The following is a 19,491-nucleotide window of genomic DNA, read 5'->3' on the forward strand; positions in this document are numbered from 1 at the left end:
GCTCGCTACTGCAGCGGGATTGATCCGGAAAATGCGCCATTGCTGCCGTTGGCGCTGACGGCATTGTTCCCGTAGGTGGCCAATATGCCGCCTCCGGAGAAGCTCAGACCGGTACCGTTTCCGATTACGGAGGAGCCGTCGACGCGCACTGTCACGTTCGGCCCGATCGACCGAATGCCAATGGCATTGGTCACTGACCTGGTGTTCTTGACATAGATGCCGATCGGAGCGCCGCTGCCGGATGTCGTGGCGACGATGCCGTCCTGGAAGTTGCCGGCTACCATGCTGTCCGCAATCGTCATGTTAATGCCGCCCGTGCTGCGGCTGCCGTCTACGGCGACGCCGAATGCGTTGTCGACGACGGTGACGCGCTCCAGCGCGACTTGAGCGGTGCCGCCAGATTGCGGGTTGATCACAAGGCCACCTCCGGTACCTGTGCCATTGGCATAAAAAACGGAGTCACTCACTTGCAGTTTCGCAGGCCCATTGGGCGCGAAAAACAGGCCGGAAGAGCTTGAGCCGGGGTTGTTGCCAATGCGAACGCGATGAAGCTGAAGGCTTCCTTGACCGGTAAACGAGACAGCGGTTCCGGGAGCTCCTGTACCATCGATCACGAGACCTTCGATGGATACGATCGCCCCAGCGGGCAGGTTGATACGAATCGACCCTGCCGGAGCCTCCCAAAGATCGCCGGCGCACGATATCGTGACCGATTGTTGGATAGTGACGAGGGCGCCATAGGCGCTCTTGTCCATGCAGATGATCTCGTCCCTGTCGCCGGCGACCGAGAGGGCCTTGGCCATGGAGGCGCACGGCTGTGTCGGCCCGCAACTGGCGCTGTCACTCCCGGTCCGCGAAATGTAGATTGATCCTCCGGAGGCGGACGTTGTAGTCAACGCCGCGAGCGCAAGCGTAAGACCGGCAAACAGTGTAATCTTTTTCATGAAATGCCTTTCCACGAACAGCATGAAATCAATCGCTCACGCTCGGAGGCCTGGACGACGTAACGGGGCGCAGAGCCGCGTTCCCCGCCGTTGACATAAAATGAGCGGCAATCAGCCATTTGACGCGCATCTTCCCATTCGTTGCACGCTGCGCGAAGGTGGAGGGAGATCGCGCGCCGCACATCAACCGTTCGGTTGAGGCCCACACAATGATGGTCGCGCGCCACGGATTTTCTGACAGCTGTTGCCGAATTGCATTCCGGCGCTGCTTCGCCGCAAGGCACGCGCTGTTGGCTGGCGGACCGGGCGGCATGAAGTGATCCATGACGGAGCCCGCAACGCCCGATCGTTACGTCAATCACAGCGTGTTCACCGATCCCGGCGCTTACGCCGCCCTGATCGGCGGCTTGCCGCTGGACATTGCAGCGTTGTGCCGCACCTTGCAGGGGCTCCTGATCCACGAAGCATGGATCGAGAGGCAGGGGTTGGACCCCGCTGCCTTCTCCGGTCAAAGCCGAGCCACGTTGCCCGTGGCCCGGCGCCTGGAGCAGCTTCTGACGATCGCCCCGAGGCCGCTGAGCATCGCCCGGCCGGGTGCGTCGAGGGCCCTGGCGACGTGCCGGGACTTTTCACTGATGATGTGCGCCGTGCTGCGGCATCACGGCGTGCCTGCCCGGATACGCTGTGGCTTCGGCAGATATTTTACCGGGCATCCCTATCACGATCATTGGGTGTGCGAGTATTGGGCCCGGGATCAGCAGCGCTGGGTGCTGGTCGATGCCGAGCTCGACGAGCTGCACCGCAGCCTGCTCAAGTTCGATTTCGATCCGGCGGATGTGCCGCGCACCGAGTTCATCACGGGCATCGAGGCATGGCAGCGATGCCGCAGCGGGACCATCGATCCGGCGCAGCTCGGTCATGGGCCGACGACCGGTCTGTTCTTTGCCCGCGTCAACCTGGCGCGCGATCTGCTCGCACTCGCAGGTGTCGAAACCTCGGCATGGGATACATGGCGCGCGGCGGGCGAACCGCACCGCGCCCTGGATGAGGCTGCCTTGTCGCTCTGTGACGGCCTAGCGCAGGGTGGTGAGGAGGGGGCCATCGAGATCGCGCCATCGCTGGCCGCGCCACCCTGGCAGTAAGCGCCGGGCTCTCGTTTGCAAGCCGGGCTCACAAGCGTTATGTCCGGTCCTTTCGGAAAGAGCCCCGCTATGACGATCTCTGACGACAACGATCTCGCGCGCCTGAAGGAGATCGGCCGCATCGTCGCCAACACCCTGGAGGCGATGGCGAAGGCGCTCGAGCCGGGCATGACCACAGCCGAGCTGGACCTGATCGGACGAAAGCTGCTGGAGGCCGCAGGCGCCCGTTCGGCGCCGGAGCTGGCCTATGACTTTCCGGGAGCGACCTGCATCAGCGTGAACGAGGAGATCGCTCATGGCATTCCGGGTGACCGAATGATCGGGCGCGGCGACCTCGTCAACATCGACGTGTCAGCCGAGAAGAACGGCTTCTTTGCCGATACGGGCGCCTCGTTCGCCGTTCCGCCGGTGAAGCGCGCGATCGAACGGCTTTGCAGGGACGGCCGTCGCGCGATGTGGACGGGCCTTCAGCAGGTCGGCGCCGGCAGACCGATTGCCGGCATCGGCAAGGCGATCGGGACCTTTGCGCAGAAGAACGGTTATAGCCTGGTCAGGAATCTCGCCAGCCACGGTGTCGGCCTGTCGCTCCATGAGGAGCCGACGGAGATCGCAACATGGCCCGACCGCTCCGAACGCCGCGTCATGATCGACGGCCTGGTGTTCACCGTCGAGCCGTTCCTGTCCCTGGGCGCCGAGTGGGCCCAGGATGGCGATGATCCCTGGACGCTCTACAGCAGCCCCGAGGCGCCGACCGTTCAATACGAGCACACCGTGATCGCAACCCGAAACGGGCCGTTGATCGTCACGCTGGCCGGTTGAGGCCGCCTGGATCAGAGCAAGACGCGGCAGAATTTGTCGTGACACCCGGTCACGTCAGATCGTTGATGATCTGAAGCAGCCGGTCGGAAGCCGCTTCGATCTTCTTGTGCGGGGTTGTCGCGATGCCCAGCAACAGACCGGGGCGGCACGAAGCCTTCGAGGCGTACCAGAGCGAGAGTGGAGTAGGCGCCAGTCCGAACGACATCGCTTGCCTGGCGATGGAGAGGTCCGGCGCCCTCTTGGGCAATCGCAAGACCGCCGCCAATCCGGCAAGCTCAACGTTTGCGGCGCGCGGGCGAAGGTATTTCAGCAGCGCATCGGCTTGCGCGGCGTAGACTCGCTTGGTGCGTCTCAGATGCCGCAGATAATGGCCGTCTCGGATGAAATCGGCCGTCGCGAGTTGCACCGCGGGCCCGGGCGCCGGCGCAAGGCATGCCGCAACTTCGGCAAAACGCGATACGAGAGCCGCGGGCGCGACGACAAAGCCGAGCCGTAAGGCGGGCGTTACGGTCTTGCTGAAGGAGCCGATGTGAATGACGCGGCCGGCGCGGTCGAGCGAGGCAAGCGCAGGCGTGGCCCGGCCCTTGAGCTGAAGCTCGCTGAGATAGTCATCTTCGATCACCCACGCTTTGTTCTGTGCGGCCCAGTCGAGCAGGCGTGAACGTCTTTCCAGCGAAAGCGTCGATCCGAGCGGCGCTTGCTGTCCGGGTGTCACGACAACCAGCGCGGCGTCAGGGGCATGTTGCAGTCCGTAGCCGACATCGATGCCATCGACGTCAACCGGAATCGGCACGGGCGACAGCCGCGCAAGCTGGAGGCCGTGCCGTGTGAACGGAAAGCCCGGATCCTCGACCCACGCCTTCTTCTGCTCGAGGCCGAGCACACGAAGTGCCAGGCCGAGGCCACCGCTGAAACCGCCGGTGATGATGATCTGGGACGGCGCGCAGGCGATCCCTCGCGCCAACGCCAGGTAGCCCGCAATCTCGCGGCGCAACTCCGGTTCGCCGCGCGGGTCGGGATAGATTGCCGGCGCACTCGCCTCGACGCGAACGGCCCGCGCGCGCATCCGCGCGACAAGCTTGGCAGGAAAGGTCTCCTGCGCCGGCACTCCCATCTGGAAGATGGCCGGACCTGCCGTGAGCTCCTGGTACATCTGCATGAACGAGCCGAGATCCGGCGCTCTCTCCCGCCGGATCGGGAAGGACGGCCGGTCCGCGACATGCGTTCCGGTCGCGCGGGCCGCGACAATCAATTGGGCGGAGGAGAGCTTTTGGTAGGCCGAGCGCACGGTGCCGCGCGCTACGCCAAGTTGGGCTGCCAAATCCTGCCAGGACGGCAGGCGCGAGCCCGGCGCCAGCACACCCCGTTCGATGGCGGTCCTGATCCCCTTGTGGATCTGTTCAGCCAGCGACGCCTTCGCTGATCGATCGAGTTCCAGCCGCAGCGGTTTGATCATGCTTCCTTGGTACACGAGTTTTGCGCCTTCTTGGTGCTTTTTTATGAACCATGGAAAGGACATCTCAGGGGCAAAGGGGGAGCGCTCCGCTCCTCATCGATCATCAAGGAGAAGGCAGATGAGTGAACGTCTCGACTACAATCACATCGCACCGGCAGGTGCGAAGGCGCTGGGTGGGGTCTACGGCTACGTCATGCAGAGCGGACTGCCCGCGACTCTGGTGACCCTCGCTTACTTGCGCGTCTCGCAGATCAACAACTGCGCCTATTGCCTCGACATGCATACGCGCGACCTGCTCAAGCTCGGGGTGAAGATTGAAAAGCTCGCATTGCTGCAGGCCTGGGCCGAGGCTGGTGCTCTGTTCGACGAACGCGAGCGTGCGGCGCTTGCATGGGCGGAGACGGTGACCCGCGTCGCCGAGACCGGCGTGCCGGATGAGGCGTATCAGGCAGCCCGCAAGATCTTCGGCGAGCGCGAGCTGGTCGATCTCACGATCGCAATCAGCCTGATGAATGCGTACAATCGCATGTCGATCAGCTTCCGAAATACGCCCCAGGCCGCCATTGAGAAGGCCGCCTGACGGACCGCGGCACCGCGTCAGCGGAAATGCAAAGCAGGAGCTTAAAATGACGAACGTGATTTCCGGCATCAAAATTCCCGACAGCAAGCTGGCGCGCGAGGCCGCTGAGCTGGTGCGCAGTTACGAGGACGAGATGCTGTTCAACCATTCGGTACGCGTCTACGTGTTCGGCGCGATGAAAGGGCTGCGGCAGAAGCTGAAATTCGATTCCGAGCTTCTCTATGTCGCGGCGCTGTTTCACGACCTCGGCCTGGTCGATCACTACCACACAGAGACCAAGCGATTTGAGGTCGACGGGGCCGACGCCGCACGCGACTTCCTCCGGGCGCGCGGCATCGCTGAGCCGCAAGCCGATCTGGTGTGGGAGGCGATCGCGCTGCACACCACGCCCGGGATTCCGCAATATATGCGGCCGGAGATTGCGCTGACCAACGCCGGCGTTCTGGTCGATGTCGTCGGCGTCGGGTTTGACGAATACACGCCAGAGCAGCGCGATCAGGTCATCTCCGCGCTTCCCCGCGGCGACTTCAAGAACGAGTTTCTGAAGGTCCAGACCTGTTCAGCGCTGAAGAAGCCCCACACGACGTTCGGGACGGTCAATTTCGACTACATCGAGGATCACGATCCGACCTTCCGCAAGCCGAACGCGTGCACCCGCATCCGCAATACGCCTTGGCAAACCTGAGCCGGCTTCTACGCCACCGGCTCACGGGCGGACTCCGTGCGGCTGCGACGGTCCGGCGCCGGCGGTGTCGGCGCGTTCTTCAGCGAAGCAGCACTACCGCCTGAGGCAACGGTGATTGCGGCAGTCTGGGCGTCGCGCCAGGCGACGATCCAGATCAGGAAGCCCAGCAGCGCAAGCGCAGCGCCGACGGGGCCGGTGGAGGTCCAGCCGAGGCCTTCGCGAATGGCGAGCCCGCCCAGGAACGGGCCGAGCGCATTGGCGGTGTTGAATGCCGAATGGTTCAGCGCGGCGGCGAGCGCCTGCGCGTCTCCCGCGACGTCCATGAGGCGTGTCTGGAGGATGGCGCCGAGCGAGACGCTGGCGCCGATCGCGAAAATGTCGATCGCCAGCAGCCAGGGATTGCCGGCGGCGAGCGGAAACACCAGCAGCGCGGCCGCAGCAAACAGAAGGATGACGCCCGCCGTCGGCATCAGGGCGCGGTCCGCGAAACGCGGTACGAACAGATTGCCGAGCGTGGCGCCGACGCCGAACACGGCCAGGAAGAACGGGATGACCTCCGCATTCACCTTGGTGACCTCGATCAGCGTCGTCGCGAGATAAGTGTAGACGGCGAACATGCCGCCGAAGCCGATGGCGCCGATCGCGAGCGTAATCCAGACGCGGCCGCTTCGGAGCGCCCCAAGCTCGCGCAGCGGATCCGACCGGCCGGCCTGGTCGCGCGGCGCGAAAAGGGCGCACAGCAGCACCGTGAGCAGCGCCAGCACCGACACGAGGCCAAAACTCGCGCGCCACCCGACCGCCTGGCCGATCCAATTGGCCAAGGGCACGCCGATGATGGTGGCGGTGGTCAGGCCGAGCATGACCTGGCCGATCGCCTGCGAGCGGCGCTGTTGCGGAACGAGCGAGGCCGCGACCAGCGCGGCGATGCCGAAATAGGCGCCATGCGGCAAGCCTGACAGAAAGCGCGCCGCGATCATTGAGCCAAAGCCGGGTGCAAGCGCGGTGAGCGCATTGCCGATCGCGAACACGGCCATCAGCACCAGCAGCTGTGTGCGCCGGGCAAAGCGCGCGCCAAGCACGGCGATCAGGGGTGCGCCCAGCACGACGCCGAGCGCGTAGGCGCTGATGGCGTGCCCCGCGGTCGGCTCGTCGATGTGGAGGTCGGCGGCGAAGAACGGCAGCAGGCTCATCGATGCGAATTCGGTGGTTCCGATGGCAAAGCCGCCCATCGCAAGCGAGAACAGGACGATGGCGAGGTGAGGGGGCGCCGAGGCCGAACTCGATTTTGCTCTGCGTGAGGTCGCTTGAGGCGAGATCGTCATGTGTCCTGCATTGGTGGCGTCAACGGGAACCAGCCCAGTGAACGTCGCCATCCCTGCAAGATTTGTCTGTCGTACTTAAACCCGCATCAGTCTGCGTCAACACCGCAGGCGCGCCGCAAGGCATGCCGCATATCTGCGTCCCGCGTATGCCAACCCTAATCGGCGCGCCTCGACCGGCGAGGGGGCTTCCTCTGCACAAAATACGGATTCACGGCGCAGCTCGCGGAACGCCCGACGGCGAGAAATCGGCACTGCTCGAGCGAGACGTAGCGGCAATCGAAATAGCCGACGGGGCCGTAGATCTGCATGCAGAAGGGATAGCTCGGATCGTAGGTCTGCGCGTGCGCAGACGCGCCCGCGAAGAGCAGGCCGATCGCGATGAGCGCGAGACGGGCGCTGCGCATCTCAGCGCGGCACGTAGTAGCCCGGCGACTGCGCGCGCGGACGATTCTGATAGGCGTAGGGATCATCGCTCTCACCTGCGAAATACGGATTCGCGATGCAGCTGAGCGCGCGGCCCGACGCGCTCGCCTGACACTGCGCATAAGTGTCGAACGTGCAATTGCTCAGGCCCGGCCATTCATTGCCGGTGATGCAGAACGCGTGATGCGTCCCGAACGCGCGTGCGGGTGTGCTTGCGTTCAGCGTGAGCGCGAATGTGGCGATTGCGAGCGAAAATGTGGCAACAATGGGGAGGGCAAACAATGCACGCATTTCAGTTTCTCCAATCACACGATCGTGCGCGCGACGATGTTACGCGCGCACGCAGTGTATCTCGTGTAATCGACATTGGAATTGCTGAAAACTCTTGTTTCAAAGGGTTTCCGGCGCGCCCTTCTCAATCTTCATTAACGAAGCGCGGGCCTTTGGCTGTGACTGTTGCGTCGGGGTTACAGCAATTCCGTTGTGCACTGTTATGACGACGTCACGGCCCGGGGGCCTACTGAAGAAACTGGAACGGGACTCAAATGAAGAAGAACTTGTTGCTTGCTGCTGTGAGCCTCATCGCGCTCAGCGCGGCTGCACCGGCGCTGGCTGCTGATCTCGCGGCTCGGCCCTATACCAAGGCGCCTGCGATGGTCGCCGCGATCTACGACTGGAGCGGCTTCTACATCGGCATCAACGGCGGCGGCGGTTCCGCGCATTCGACCTGGGATCTCGTCGGCGGCGGCCGCGAGGGTTCCCACGATGCGACGGGTGGCACGGTCGGTGGCCAGATCGGCTACCGCTGGCAGTCCGGCCAGTGGGTGTTCGGCGTGGAAGGCCAGGGCAACTGGGCTGACTTCTCCGGCGACAACGTCAGCGCGCTGTTCGCCACGCGCAACCGGTCGAAGATCGATTCATTCGGTCTGATCACCGGTCAGATCGGCTATGCCTGGAACAACGTGCTGATCTACGCGAAGGGTGGTGCGGCGGTTGCAGGCACCAAGTACGATGTGTTCAGCACCGCATCGGGCGCGCTGCTCGCCTCGAACGACCAGACCCGTTGGGGCGGTACGGTCGGTGCCGGTATCGAGTACGGCTTCGCGCCGAATTGGTCGCTTGGCGTTGAGTACAACCACATCTTCCTGCAGGATAAGGACGTTAGCTTCGCCCTGGTGCCGTCGACCGATCGCATCCGTCAGGACGTCGACATGGGCCTCGTCCGCCTGAACTATAAGTTCGGCCCCGGCCAGATGCTCGGCCGCTACTGAGCTTGATCGCTCATTTCGAGCGATCGTCGAAAGCCCCGGCCGCTGGCCGGGGCTTTTTTATTGTTTGAATTCAGCGAGTTAACCATTTCATTCCGAGATGGATGAGAGCGCTTGACTCTCTAGAACGAAATGAGAACAATGTTCTTCATACGTTCTGGTGATGGAGCAAGCCATGTTCAGGATTTTCGTCGAAGAAGCCGCCGCACTCGCCTCGATCTCGCTGTTCGTCGGGATGATCGCGATCTGGGCGCAGGTCATACCGCAGCTCTGATGCCACGGTCCTGCGCGGGCCTGGTTGGGGAAAAGCGGGACGACGCGGCTGATCAGCCGCTCGGGCGTGGACTCTCGCAGCGCGACGCCCCACCATTGTGAGGCGAGTCGGCCGGGTGGGGCAGAGTGTTCCCGTGATCTCCAGGCGCCGGCAACCGCTCCATCCCATCTGCAAGAGGCCGTCACGCGACCATGCCGAGCGCCGGATTTGTCCACCTTCACGTTCACTCGGCCTATTCGCTGCTCAAGGGCTCGATCAAGATCGGCAAGCTGGCCGAGCTTGCGAAGAAAGACCACCAGCCGGCCCTGGCGCTGACCGACACCGACAATCTGTTCGGCGCGCTGGAATTCTCCGACAAGATGGCGGGCTCCGGCATCCAGCCGATCGTCGGCTGCGAGCTCGCGATCGATTTCGGCGACCAGGATCCCAACGCGCGCAACGCGCTTCCGCCCGCGCGCGTGGTGCTGCTGGCCGCGCAGGAGCGCGGTTATCGCAGCCTGATGCGGTTGAATTCCCGCGCGTTCCTCGAATCGCCCGACAGCCACGCGCCGTTCATCAAATTCGATTGGTTCGACGGCGAGACCGAAGGCCTGATCGCGCTGACCGGCGGCCCGGACGGGCCGATCTCGCTCGCGCTTGCGAGCGGTCAGACCGAGGTTGCGGCCGCGCGCTGCGAGCGTCTCGCCGGCCTGTTCGGCGACCGGCTCTACATCGAATTGCAGCGGCACAATCTCGACAAGGAGCGGCGCATCGAGAGCGCCCTGATCGACATCGCTTACGCAAAGGGCCTGCCGTTGGTTGCGACCAACGAGCCGTATTTCGCGTCGACCGACGATTACGAGGCGCACGATGCGCTGCTGTGCATCGCCGGCGGCCGGCTGATCGCCGAGACCGATCGCGTGCAACTGACGCCCGATCACCGCTTCAAGACCCGCGCCGAGATGGCGGTGCTGTTCGCCGACATTCCGGAGGCGCTGGCCTCGACGGTGGAGATCGCCGAGCGCTGCTCGTTCCGCCCGATGACGCGCAAGCCGATCCTGCCGTTCTTCACCGTGGGTGCCGCCGCCAGCTCCGATGCCGCCTCGGTCGAGGCGGCCGAGTTGAAGCGGCAGGCGGAGGAGGGGCTCGCCAACCGCCTGCGCGTCCACGGCCTGTCGCAGGGCACGACCGAAGAAGACTACAACAGGCGCCTGGCGTTCGAGCTCGACGTCATCATGCGCATGAAGTACGCGGGATACTTCCTGATCGTGTCGGACTTCATCAAATGGGCCAAGGGCCAGGGCATTCCGGTCGGGCCGGGCCGCGGCTCCGGCGCGGGCTCGCTGGTGGCGTGGGCGCTGACCATCACCGACCTCGACCCGATCAAGTTCGGCCTGCTGTTCGAGCGCTTCCTCAATCCCGAACGCGTCTCGATGCCGGACTTCGATATCGATTTCTGCCAGGACCGCCGCGGCGAGGTGATCAAATACGTCCAGGAGCGCTACGGCCGCGACCAGGTCGCGCAGATCATCACCTTCGGTACGCTGCAGGCACGCGGCGTGCTGCGCGACGTCGGCCGCGTTCTGCAGATGCCCTATGGCCAGGTCGACAAGCTGACGAAACTGGTGCCGCAGAATCCAGCCGCGCCGGTGACGCTGGCTGCCGCGATCGAGAGCGAGCCGAAGCTTCAGGCCTTCCGCGATGAAGACCCGGTGGTGGCGCGCGCCTTCGACATCGCGCAGCGTCTCGAAGGCCTGACGCGTCACGCCTCGACCCACGCGGCCGGCATCGTGATCGGCGATCGCCCCTTGAGCGAACTCGTGCCGATGTACCGCGATCCGAAGTCGGACATGCCGGTGACCCAGTTCAACATGAAATGGGTCGAGCCCGCTGGCCTCGTCAAATTCGACTTCCTCGGCCTGAAGACGCTGACCGTGCTCGACGTCGCGTGCAAACTGCTCAAGCCGCGCGACATCCATGTCGATCTCGCGACGCTGCCGATCGACGATGCCGAAAGCTACCAGATGCTGGCGCGCGGCGAGGTGGTCGGCGTGTTCCAGGTTGAAAGCCAGGGCATGCGGCGCGCGCTGGTCGACATGCGCCCCGACCGTTTCGAGGACATCATCGCGCTGGTCGCGCTGTATCGCCCGGGCCCGATGGCGAACATCCCGACCTATTGCGCGCGCAAGCACGGCGACGAGGAGCCGGAATATCTCCATCCCGTGCTGGAGCCGATCCTTAAAGAAACCTTCGGCGTCATCATCTACCAGGAACAGGTGATGCAGATCGCGCAGGTGATGTCGGGCTATTCGCTCGGCGACGCCGACCTCCTGCGCCGCGCCATGGGCAAGAAGATCCGCGCCGAGATGGACAAGCAACGCGACATCTTCGTCGCGGGCGCAGTCAAGAACGGCGTGCCGAAAGCGCAGGCCGAGACCATCTTCGAGCTGCTGGCCAAGTTCGCCGACTACGGCTTCAACAAGAGCCACGCGGCGGCCTATGCGCTGGTGTCCTATCACACCGCCTACATGAAGGCGCATTACCCGGTGGAGTTCATCGCGGCGTCGATGACGCTCGATCTGAACAACACGGACAAGCTCTCCGAATTCCGCTCCGAGGCGCAGCGCCTCGGCATCAAGGTCGAGCCGCCGAACATCAACCGGTCCGGCGCGACCTTCGAGGTCGGCGACAAGGTCATCTACTATGCGCTCGCAGCACTCAAGGGCGTCGGCATCCAGGCCATCGACCAGATCATCGAGGAGCGCACCAAGCGGGGCCTGTTCACCTCGCTCGCCGACTTCGCCGCGCGGGTCAATCCGCGCGCGGTCAACAAGCGCATCATTGAAAGTCTTGCCGCCGCCGGCGCCTTCGATACGCTGGAGCCGAACCGCGCCCGCGTCTTCGCCGGCGCGGATGCGATCCTCGCCGCCTGCCAGCGCGCGCATCAGGCCGAGACCATCGGCCAGAACGACATGTTCGGCAGCTCGGCGGATGCGCCGACCATCATGCTGCCGCAGATCGAACCGTGGCTGCCGGCCGAGCGGCTGCGCCGCGAGTATGATGCGATCGGCTTCTTCCTGTCGGGACATCCGCTCGACGATTACGCGACGGTGCTGAAGCGCCTGCGCGTGCAGTCATGGGCCGAGTTCTCGCGCGCGGTGAAGACCGGCGCCACCGCCGGCAAGGTCGCGGCCACCGTCGTGTCGCGCATGGAGCGGCGCACCAAGACCGGCAACAAGATGGGCATCATGGGACTTTCCGATCCCACGGGCCACTTTGAGGCGGTGCTGTTCTCCGAAGGCCTCGCGCAATATCGCGACGTGCTCGAGCCGGGCGCGGCCGTGCTGCTCCAGCTCGGCGCAGAATTGCAGGGCGAGGACGTGCGCGCCCGCGTGCTGCATGCCGAGCCGCTCGATGACGCGGCCGCCAAGACGCAGAAGGGTCTGCGCATCTTCGTGCGCGACACCAAGCCGCTGGACTCGATCGCCAAGCGTCTCGCCGGACCGGAAGCGGCGGGCGCGAACGGCGCCGCGCCAAAAGTCGGCAGCCCGGGGATTGCGCCGCGGTCCAACGGCGACGGCGAGGTCTCGCTGGTGATGATGCTCGACCTCGAAACCGAGGTGGAGATGAAGCTGCCGGGCCGCTTCAAGGTCTCGCCGCAGATCGCAGGTGCCATCAAGGCGGTCGCGGGCGTGGTGGACGTGCAGCAGATCTAGCGCGCGGCGAAATCTAGCCGAATCGTCGCTGGACCGTGATGTCCGCGCAAACGCGTGCCGCGTTTGTCGCGAGGAAAATTTCTGCGCATCTTGTCGGATCGGGCCTTAGCGATCGATTTCGAATGCACGCAGGCGGACGCAAGTCCGTGCGGTCGTCAGGCTGGCGATGAGCGATCGTTTCGGCTTCGCGGCATGGTTCGCGGTGCAGCAATCACCGGTTGCATCACTTTATCATTTGTTATTTCTTCACATCGGCGTACCTATGATCGCGATGCTTCCATTCGTCCACGGACTTTGGGGAATAGTCACATGTGCGACAGGTGCTCTGACTCTCTGCATCATGAATCTCGACATCAAGACACCGCGCCGTCGCGGCGATCCGCGATGCTGTTTGGCGCCGCTGCGTTCGGCATGGCCTTCGCCGGCGGAGCTTTCGCCAACGGCGCCTTGGCAAAGGAAACCAAGCAGCCACCGAAGCCGCAGAACGTGCTGTCGCCCGACGCATCGTTGAAGCGATTGATGGAGGGCAACGCGCGCTACGTCGCCGGCGTGTCACGGCGGCATGATTTCAAGCACGAGCGCGAAGCACTGGCCGGCGGACAGAACCCGTTCGCGGCCGTGCTGAGCTGCGCAGATTCGCGCATCGCGCCGGAATATGCCTTCGATACCGGCCGCGGCGATCTCTTCGTCTGCCGCGTCGCCGGAAACTTCGCCGGCGTTGAGACCATTGCCAGCATGGAGTATGCGGTCGCCGTGCTCAACGCGCCGCTGATCCTCGTTCTCGGCCATGATGCCTGCGGCGCGGTCGATGCGACGCTGAAGGCGATCAAGGACGACAAACCGCCGCCGGGACACATTCCCTCGCTGGTCGACGCGATCGCACCGGCCGCCAAGGCTGCGATGCAGCAGGGCGGGGACGTCCTCAACAACGCGATCCGGCAGAACGTGATCGACAACATCGCCAAGCTGAAGACGGCCGCGCCGATCCTCAATGCCGCCGTGGAGCAGGGCAAGCTGAAGGTCGTCGGCGGCATCTATCGGCTCACGACGGGCACGGTCGATCTGATCGCGCAGGGCTGAACGACCCGAGGGCGCTCGCGCCGCAGTGCGGTCGCGAGCCTTACGCAGGCCTGACGCAGGGGTTTGATCAGGGGGCGGGGGCGCCATGCCGCCGCCTCAATCCGCGCTTTTCGTTCAAGTGCCATTCAGCCAGCCGCGCGTCTTATGCGCGGTGGCACCTCAACGACAAAAGCGGGCACAAGCCATGCGTGGGACGCTCAAGGCCTTCCTCTGTTTTCTCCTGCCGATCCTGTTTCTCGCCGCAGGCGCGCCAGATCCGGCGCGTGCGCAGCAGCAGGAAAAGCGCATCGCGCTCGTGGTCGGCAACGGCGCCTATGCCAAGTCGCCGCTGGCGACGACCGCGAACGATGCCGGCCTGATCGCGCAGACGCTGCAGGCGGCGGGCTTCGACGTGGTCGGCGCGCGCGATCTCGACGGCGACACGCTGCGCAAGAGTTTTCGCGACTTCATCCAGAAGGCGCAGGCTTCGGGACCCGGCACCGTCGCGATGATCTATCTCGCCGGCTACGGCGTGCAGCTTGCCGGCGAGAACTATTTCATCCCGGTCGATTCCAACATCGCGCGCGACACCGACATTCCGACCGAGGCCTTGCGCATCAGCGACTATGCCCGCCAGCTCGCCTCCATTCCGCTCAAGGCCAACATCGTCGTGCTCGATGCCGCGCGTGCGCAGCCCTTCATCGAGGGCGGCCAGCCGATCGCGAGCGGGCTGGCTTTGGTCGAGCCCGATCCGAACATGCTGATCGCGTTCAATGCCGCACCCGGGACGGTGGCGCCGGAAGAGCCCGGTCCGTACGGCATCTATGCGCAGTCGCTGGCGGAGATGATCCGCACCGGCGGCCTGCCGCTGCCTGAGGTCTTCGACCGCCTCCGCCTCCGCGTCAACGAAGCCAGCAAGGGCGCGCAGGTGCCGTGGAACGAGCAGAAGATTTCGGCGCCGTTCTCGTTCTTCGAGCGCGGGCCCGACGCGCCGCCGCCAGAGACGGCACCGGACCAGGTCGCCGCCATCAGGAGCAAGCCGATCCGCGATCTCGGCGCGCAGGATGCCTATGCGGCCGCGCTCGCGCGCGACACGCTGCCGGCCTATGAGGAGTTTCTCGGCGCCTATCCAAATGATCCGATGTCCAAGCGCGTGATGGCGATCGTCGCGGCGCGGCGCGAGGCGATAACCTGGCGGCGGACCTATCGCACCGACACGCCGGAGGCGTACTGGTCGTATCTGCGGCGCTATTCGCAAGGGCCGCATGCGGCCGACGCGCGCCGTCGCCTGGCGATCCTGACCGCGCCGGTCGAGCCGCCGCCGAGCTTTGCGATGATCGACTATGACGTGCCGCCTCCGCCGCCGGAGGAGATCGTCTATGTCGACCGTCCGGTGCTGCTGTTCGGCGATCCCGTGTTCGGCTTCGCGCCGCCACCGCCGCCACCGGTCTACTATCTGCCGCCGCCGCCGCCGGACTTCGTCGTGCTGGAGCCGCCGTTGCCGGTGGTCGGATTGTTCGTGCTGCCGCAGCCGCTGTTCGTGCCGATCCCGGTGTTCGTCAGGCCGCCGGTCTATGTCGCCCCGCCGCCGAACAACATCATCTACCAGAACATCCACAACACCACGGTCATCAACACCGTGATCAACCGGCCGCCGGCACCGCCGACCGGTTCGGGAGCGGGACCCGGCAATCTGGCGCCAGCCGTTGCCGGCCGCGCCAACCCGGCGGGTCCAGCCTTACCGCAGGCGGTGACGCAGCGCGCTGCGCTGATCCAGCAAGGCAAGGCGCCGATGCCGCCGAGTGCGACGATGCAGCCGACAGCAAGGCCCGGGACGCCTCCGGCCACGCCGGCGAATGTCGCGCCAGGCACGGGGCCAGTGACGGGGCCAGGCACGGGGCCAGGCACGGGACCGGGTACGGGCCCGGGTTCGAGGCCAAATGCGGTGCCAGGCACCGCGCCAAGCGCAGCCCCGGCTGCGGTGCCGGGTGCTGCTCCGAACGTTACGCCACAGACCAAGCTGCCCGCCGCCAACACGCTGCCGGTTCCCGGGGCCCATGGCGGTCCGCCGGCGCCACCGGCGGGGGCAGGGCCTTTGCCGGGCGGCAGGCCCACACCGACCGCGACGGCACCCGGTGCAACGCCGCCGACGCATCCGGGCGCGCCGACGGCCGCAGCGCCGGCAACGGGCTCGCCCCAAAGTCCGGCAGCCGCGCCCGGCCAGCCGCCGAAGCCGGCGGTTGGACAGGCGCCGTCTGGAGCCGGGCCTGCCGACCGTGCCAAGTCGGCAACCCGTGAGCCGGCCGGTACACCGCCCGCCGCAGCTGGACGACCGGTCGCTCCGTCGCCCTCGGCCGCGCGCGAGCCGGTCAGACCGCAGACACATCCGACTGTACCGCCCCAAGCGGCCAGACCCGCGGCTGCCCCGCCACCGCGGCCCCAGGCTGTGGCGCGGCCGACGCCGCCACCTCCGCCGCGGGTGTCGGCACCGCCGCCCCGGGTGGCTGCGCCTCCGCCGCCCCGGGTGGCTGCGCCTCCGCCGCCACGGGTGGCTGCGCCTCCGCCACCACGGGTGGCTGCGCCTCCGCCGCCACGACCGGCTCCTCCGGTCGCTGCAGCCCGGCCCGCGCCGCCGCCAGTGGCCCGGCCGGCTCCGCCACCGCCGCCGCCCCGGGTGGCTGTCGCCCCGCCGCGTCCGGTAGCTCCGCCACCACGCCCGGCGGCGCCGGCGCCGGCGCCCAAGAAGTGCCCACCCAACCAGCCGAGGTGCTAGGGGGCAGGGGTATTTACGGGATGGGGCTCTCGCGGGCGAAAGCCGCCCCCGAAAGGCCCTTATTTCCTTGCTTCTGGCCAAAATCGCGCTATACACCGCGCCATCTCACACGGAAGCATGGCTCACAAGGCCGTCCGGTGGCAGCCGGGGCGACAACGCTCCGTTTTGCTCACACGCTTCCGGAGGAACCAACCGGAGAACTAGAACGATGGCACTACCCGATTTCACTATGCGTCAGCTGCTCGAAGCCGGCGTGCACTTTGGTCACCAGTCTCACCGCTGGAATCCGAAAATGGCACCCTTCATTTTCGGCGCGCGCAACAACATCCACATCGTCGACCTCGCCCAGACCGTGCCGATGCTGCACACGGCCCTCCAGGCCGTCAGTGACACCGTCGCCAAGGGCGGCCGCATCCTGTTCGTCGGCACCAAACGCCAGGCGCAGGACGGCGTCGCGGACGCTGCCAAGCGCTGCGCGCAGTATTTCGTCAACTCGCGCTGGCTCGGCGGCACGTTGACCAACTGGAAGACGATCTCGGGCTCGATCAAGCGCCTGCGTCACCTCGACGACGTGCTCGCCGGCGGCGATGCCTCCTCCTACACCAAGAAGGAGCGCCTGACGCTTCAGCGCGAGCGGGACAAACTCGACCGCTCGCTCGGTGGCATCAAGGACATGGGCGGCCTGCCCGACATGATCTTCGTGATCGACACCAACAAGGAAGACATCGCGATCCAGGAAGCCCAGCGGCTCAACATCCCGGTCGCCGCGATCGTCGACACCAATTCGGACCCGAAGGGCATCACCTACGTGGTCCCCGGCAATGACGACGCGGGTCGTGCGATCGCGCTCTATTGCGATCTGATCGCACGCGCGGCGATCGACGGCATCGGGCGCGCCCAGGGCGATTCCGGCATCGACATCGGTGCATCGACCCGGCCGGTTGTTGAAGAGCTTCCGACCGCGACCAGCGGCTTCCAGGGCCTCGCCGGTCCGCGCGGCACCTCCGACGACCTCAAGAAGCTCCCGGGCGTCTCGGGCGCGATCGAGAAGAAGTTCAACGACCTCGGCATCTTCCACTTCTGGCAGCTGGCCGAGCTCGATCACGACACCGCGCACAAGATCGGCGAAGAAGTCGGTCTGCCGAGCCGCGCGGATGCGTGGGTGGCCAAGGCCAAGGCGCTGACCGCGGAAGCGGAATAGTCAAAACGAGCGATCGGCTGGCCGGAGTGGATCCGGCCACCATTTCATTCAGTTGACGCGAATTCCTGAGATGGACCGCGGCGGGGCAATTGGAGCCGCGCCGCGGCAAACCGGCAGGCAAGAAGGATTTTCAACGATGGCAACGATCACTGCTGCGATGGTCAAGGATCTGCGCGAGTCCACCGGCGCAGGCATGATGGACTGCAAGGCCGCGCTGACCGAGAACGATGGCAACATGGAAGCGGCGCAGGATTGGCTCCGCAAGAAGGGCCTGTCCAAGGCCGCCAAGAAGTCGGGCCGCGTCGCGGCCGAGGGCCTGATCGGCGCGCTCACCAAGGGCAACAAGGGCGTCGTGGTCGAGGTCAACTCCGAGACCGATTTCGTCGCCCGGAACGGCCAGTTCCAGGGCCTCGTCAAGATGATCGCCCAGGTCGCGTTCGACGTCGGCGCCGATGTCGAGAAGATCAAGGCCGCCAAGGTCGGTGACGTCACGGTCGAGACCGCGATCAACGACGCGATCGCCACCATCGGCGAGAACATGACGCTGCGTCGCGCAGCTTCCCTCGAAGTGGGCCAGGGCGTGGTGTCGCACTACGTCCATGGTGCCGTCATCGACGGCGCCGGCAAGATGGGCGTGATCGTGGCGCTGGAATCGCCGGGCAAGGCCGACGAGCTCGCCACGCTCGGCCGCCAGATCGCGATGCATATCGCGGCCACCAACCCGCTCGCGCTCGACCCGACCGGCCTCGATCCGGCGGTCGTCAAGCGCGAGAAGGACGTGCTCGCCGACAAATATCGCCAGCAGGGCAAGCCCGAGAACGTGATCGAGAAGATCGTCGAGTCCGGCCTGAAGACCTATTACAAGGAAGTCTGCCTGCTCGAGCAGGCCTTCATCCACGACACCGGCAAGTCGGTGGCGCAGGCGGTGAAGGAAGCCGAAGGCAAGGTTGGCGGCGCGATCAAGATTGCCGGCTTTGTGCGCTATGCTCTCGGTGAGGGAATCGAGAAGCAGGAAAGCGACTTCGCGGCCGAGGTCGCTGCGGCCAGCGGCAAGAAGTAAGCGCCGGAACGTTCCTTCCGGCGTACCGCCGGAAGCGGCGCCCGGACGAGGAAAGTGCTCATGACTGATCCGGTCTATCGTCGCGTCGTGATCAAGCTGTCCGGCGAGTATCTCGCGGGACAGCAGGGTTTTGGCATCGATCAGCCGACCATGGACCGGGTTGCGGACGATTTGATCGCCGCCCGTCAGCTCGGATGCGAGGTTGCGGTCGTGATCGGCGGCGGCAACATCTTTCGCGGTGTCGAGGTCTCCTCGCGCGGCGTGTCGCGCACGACCGGCGACACCATGGGCATGCTGGCCACCATGATGAACTGCCTCGCGCTCGAAGCCACGATCGAGCGCAAGGGCGCGCCGGCGAGGGCGTTGTCGGCCTTCGTCATGCCCGAGATTTCCGAGCTGTTCACCCGCACCGCGGCGCACAAATACCTCGCCGAGGGCCGGATCTTGCTGCTCGGTGGCGGAACCGGCAATCCGTTCTTCACCACCGACACCACCGCGGTGCTGCGCGCCGCCGAGATCGGCGCCCAGGTGGTGCTGAAGGCGACCAATGTCGACGGTGTCTATTCGGCCGACCCGAAGCAGGATCCGTCCGCCACGCGATTCGACCGCCTGACGCACTCGCAGGCGATCGAGGGCGGCTACAAGGTGATGGATGCGACCGCCTTCGCGCTTGCCCGCGAGACGTCGCTGCCTATCATCGTGTTCTCGATCGCGGAGCCGGGCTCGATCGGTGCTGTACTGCGTGGCGTTGGCCACGGAACCATCGTCGCCGGCTGACGCTCATTGGTCG

At 65.5% G+C, this 19,491-nt stretch carries 16 protein-coding genes; 11 read left to right on the forward strand and 5 right to left on the reverse strand.

All coding sequences use genetic code 11. From position 1 onward, the window contains the following. Positions 1-5: 5 nt before the first annotated feature. The gene (locus tag B5V03_RS17270; RefSeq protein ID WP_129271609.1) at positions 6-968 is read right to left on the reverse strand and encodes a hypothetical protein; all 963 of its coding nucleotides are present in this window, start codon (positions 966-968) and stop codon (positions 6-8) included. A gap of 299 nt (positions 969-1,267) precedes the next feature. Here B5V03_RS17270 and B5V03_RS17275 point away from each other — a divergent pair, with 299 nt between their 5' ends. Next, positions 1,268-2,086 carry a transglutaminase-like domain-containing protein gene (locus B5V03_RS17275; RefSeq protein ID WP_129271610.1) on the forward strand — a complete coding sequence of 273 codons (819 nt, stop codon included), beginning with the start codon at positions 1,268-1,270 and terminating at the stop codon, positions 2,084-2,086. A gap of 69 nt (positions 2,087-2,155) precedes the next feature. Then, on the forward strand, positions 2,156-2,905 hold the full coding sequence (gene map / locus B5V03_RS17280; RefSeq protein ID WP_129271611.1) for a type I methionyl aminopeptidase: 750 nt from the start codon (positions 2,156-2,158) through the stop codon (positions 2,903-2,905). A 49-nt stretch (positions 2,906-2,954) separates the two neighbouring features. On the opposite strand, the gene B5V03_RS17285 is transcribed toward map, so the two are convergent. Continuing rightward, complete coding sequence (locus B5V03_RS17285; protein WP_164988083.1) at positions 2,955-4,361, reverse strand: PLP-dependent aminotransferase family protein; 1,407 nt, start codon at positions 4,359-4,361, stop codon at positions 2,955-2,957. A 118-nt stretch (positions 4,362-4,479) separates the two neighbouring features. Here B5V03_RS17285 and B5V03_RS17290 point away from each other — a divergent pair, with 118 nt between their 5' ends. Next, the gene (locus tag B5V03_RS17290) at positions 4,480-4,941 is read left to right on the forward strand and encodes a carboxymuconolactone decarboxylase family protein (protein WP_129271613.1); all 462 of its coding nucleotides are present in this window, start codon (positions 4,480-4,482) and stop codon (positions 4,939-4,941) included. 46 nt (positions 4,942-4,987) lie between these two features. After that, complete coding sequence (locus B5V03_RS17295) at positions 4,988-5,626, forward strand: HD domain-containing protein (protein ID WP_129271614.1); 639 nt, start codon at positions 4,988-4,990, stop codon at positions 5,624-5,626. Positions 5,627-5,634: 8 nt separating this feature from the next. Here the strand turns inward: B5V03_RS17295 and B5V03_RS17300 are convergent, their stop codons facing one another. From B5V03_RS17300 to B5V03_RS17310, 3 genes are all read right to left on the reverse strand, one after another. Beyond that, the gene (locus B5V03_RS17300; RefSeq protein WP_164988084.1) at positions 5,635-6,948 is read right to left on the reverse strand and encodes an MFS transporter; all 1,314 of its coding nucleotides are present in this window, start codon (positions 6,946-6,948) and stop codon (positions 5,635-5,637) included. Between the two features lie 155 nt (positions 6,949-7,103). Next, positions 7,104-7,352: a DUF3551 domain-containing protein gene (locus B5V03_RS17305; protein ID WP_129271616.1), complete on the reverse strand. Its 249-nt coding sequence runs from the start codon at positions 7,350-7,352 to the stop codon at positions 7,104-7,106. 1 nt (position 7,353) lies between these two features. Continuing rightward, positions 7,354-7,662 (reverse strand): DUF3551 domain-containing protein, encoded by a 309-nt coding sequence (locus tag B5V03_RS17310; RefSeq protein WP_129271617.1) that lies wholly within the window; start codon positions 7,660-7,662, stop codon positions 7,354-7,356. A gap of 254 nt (positions 7,663-7,916) precedes the next feature. Here B5V03_RS17310 and B5V03_RS17315 point away from each other — a divergent pair, with 254 nt between their 5' ends. The 7 genes from B5V03_RS17315 to pyrH all read left to right on the forward strand — a co-directional run bounded on the left by B5V03_RS17315 (position 7,917) and on the right by pyrH (position 19,478). Next, positions 7,917-8,642 (forward strand): outer membrane protein, encoded by a 726-nt coding sequence (locus B5V03_RS17315; RefSeq protein WP_129271618.1) that lies wholly within the window; start codon positions 7,917-7,919, stop codon positions 8,640-8,642. Positions 8,643-9,104: 462 nt separating this feature from the next. Then, entirely contained in the window at positions 9,105-12,608 is a 3,504-nt protein-coding gene (dnaE, locus tag B5V03_RS17320; RefSeq protein WP_129271619.1) for a DNA polymerase III subunit alpha, read from the forward strand. Positions 12,609-12,917: 309 nt separating this feature from the next. Beyond that, complete coding sequence (locus tag B5V03_RS17325; protein ID WP_129271620.1) at positions 12,918-13,688, forward strand: carbonic anhydrase; 771 nt, start codon at positions 12,918-12,920, stop codon at positions 13,686-13,688. A gap of 184 nt (positions 13,689-13,872) precedes the next feature. Next, entirely contained in the window at positions 13,873-16,440 is a 2,568-nt protein-coding gene (locus B5V03_RS17330) for a caspase family protein (RefSeq protein WP_129271621.1), read from the forward strand. 208 nt (positions 16,441-16,648) lie between these two features. Beyond that, on the forward strand, positions 16,649-17,641 hold the full coding sequence (locus B5V03_RS17335) for a 30S ribosomal protein S2 (protein WP_129271622.1): 993 nt from the start codon (positions 16,649-16,651) through the stop codon (positions 17,639-17,641). 136 nt (positions 17,642-17,777) lie between these two features. Then, positions 17,778-18,701, forward strand: coding sequence for a translation elongation factor Ts (gene tsf / locus B5V03_RS17340; protein ID WP_129271623.1), 924 nt, complete (start codon positions 17,778-17,780; stop codon positions 18,699-18,701). A gap of 60 nt (positions 18,702-18,761) precedes the next feature. After that, positions 18,762-19,478 (forward strand): UMP kinase, encoded by a 717-nt coding sequence (pyrH, locus tag B5V03_RS17345; RefSeq protein WP_129271624.1) that lies wholly within the window; start codon positions 18,762-18,764, stop codon positions 19,476-19,478. Positions 19,479-19,491 lie beyond the last annotated feature (13 nt).

It is taken from the genome of Bradyrhizobium betae (assembly GCF_004123905.1).
Classification (GTDB): domain Bacteria; phylum Pseudomonadota; class Alphaproteobacteria; order Rhizobiales; family Xanthobacteraceae; genus Bradyrhizobium; species Bradyrhizobium betae_A.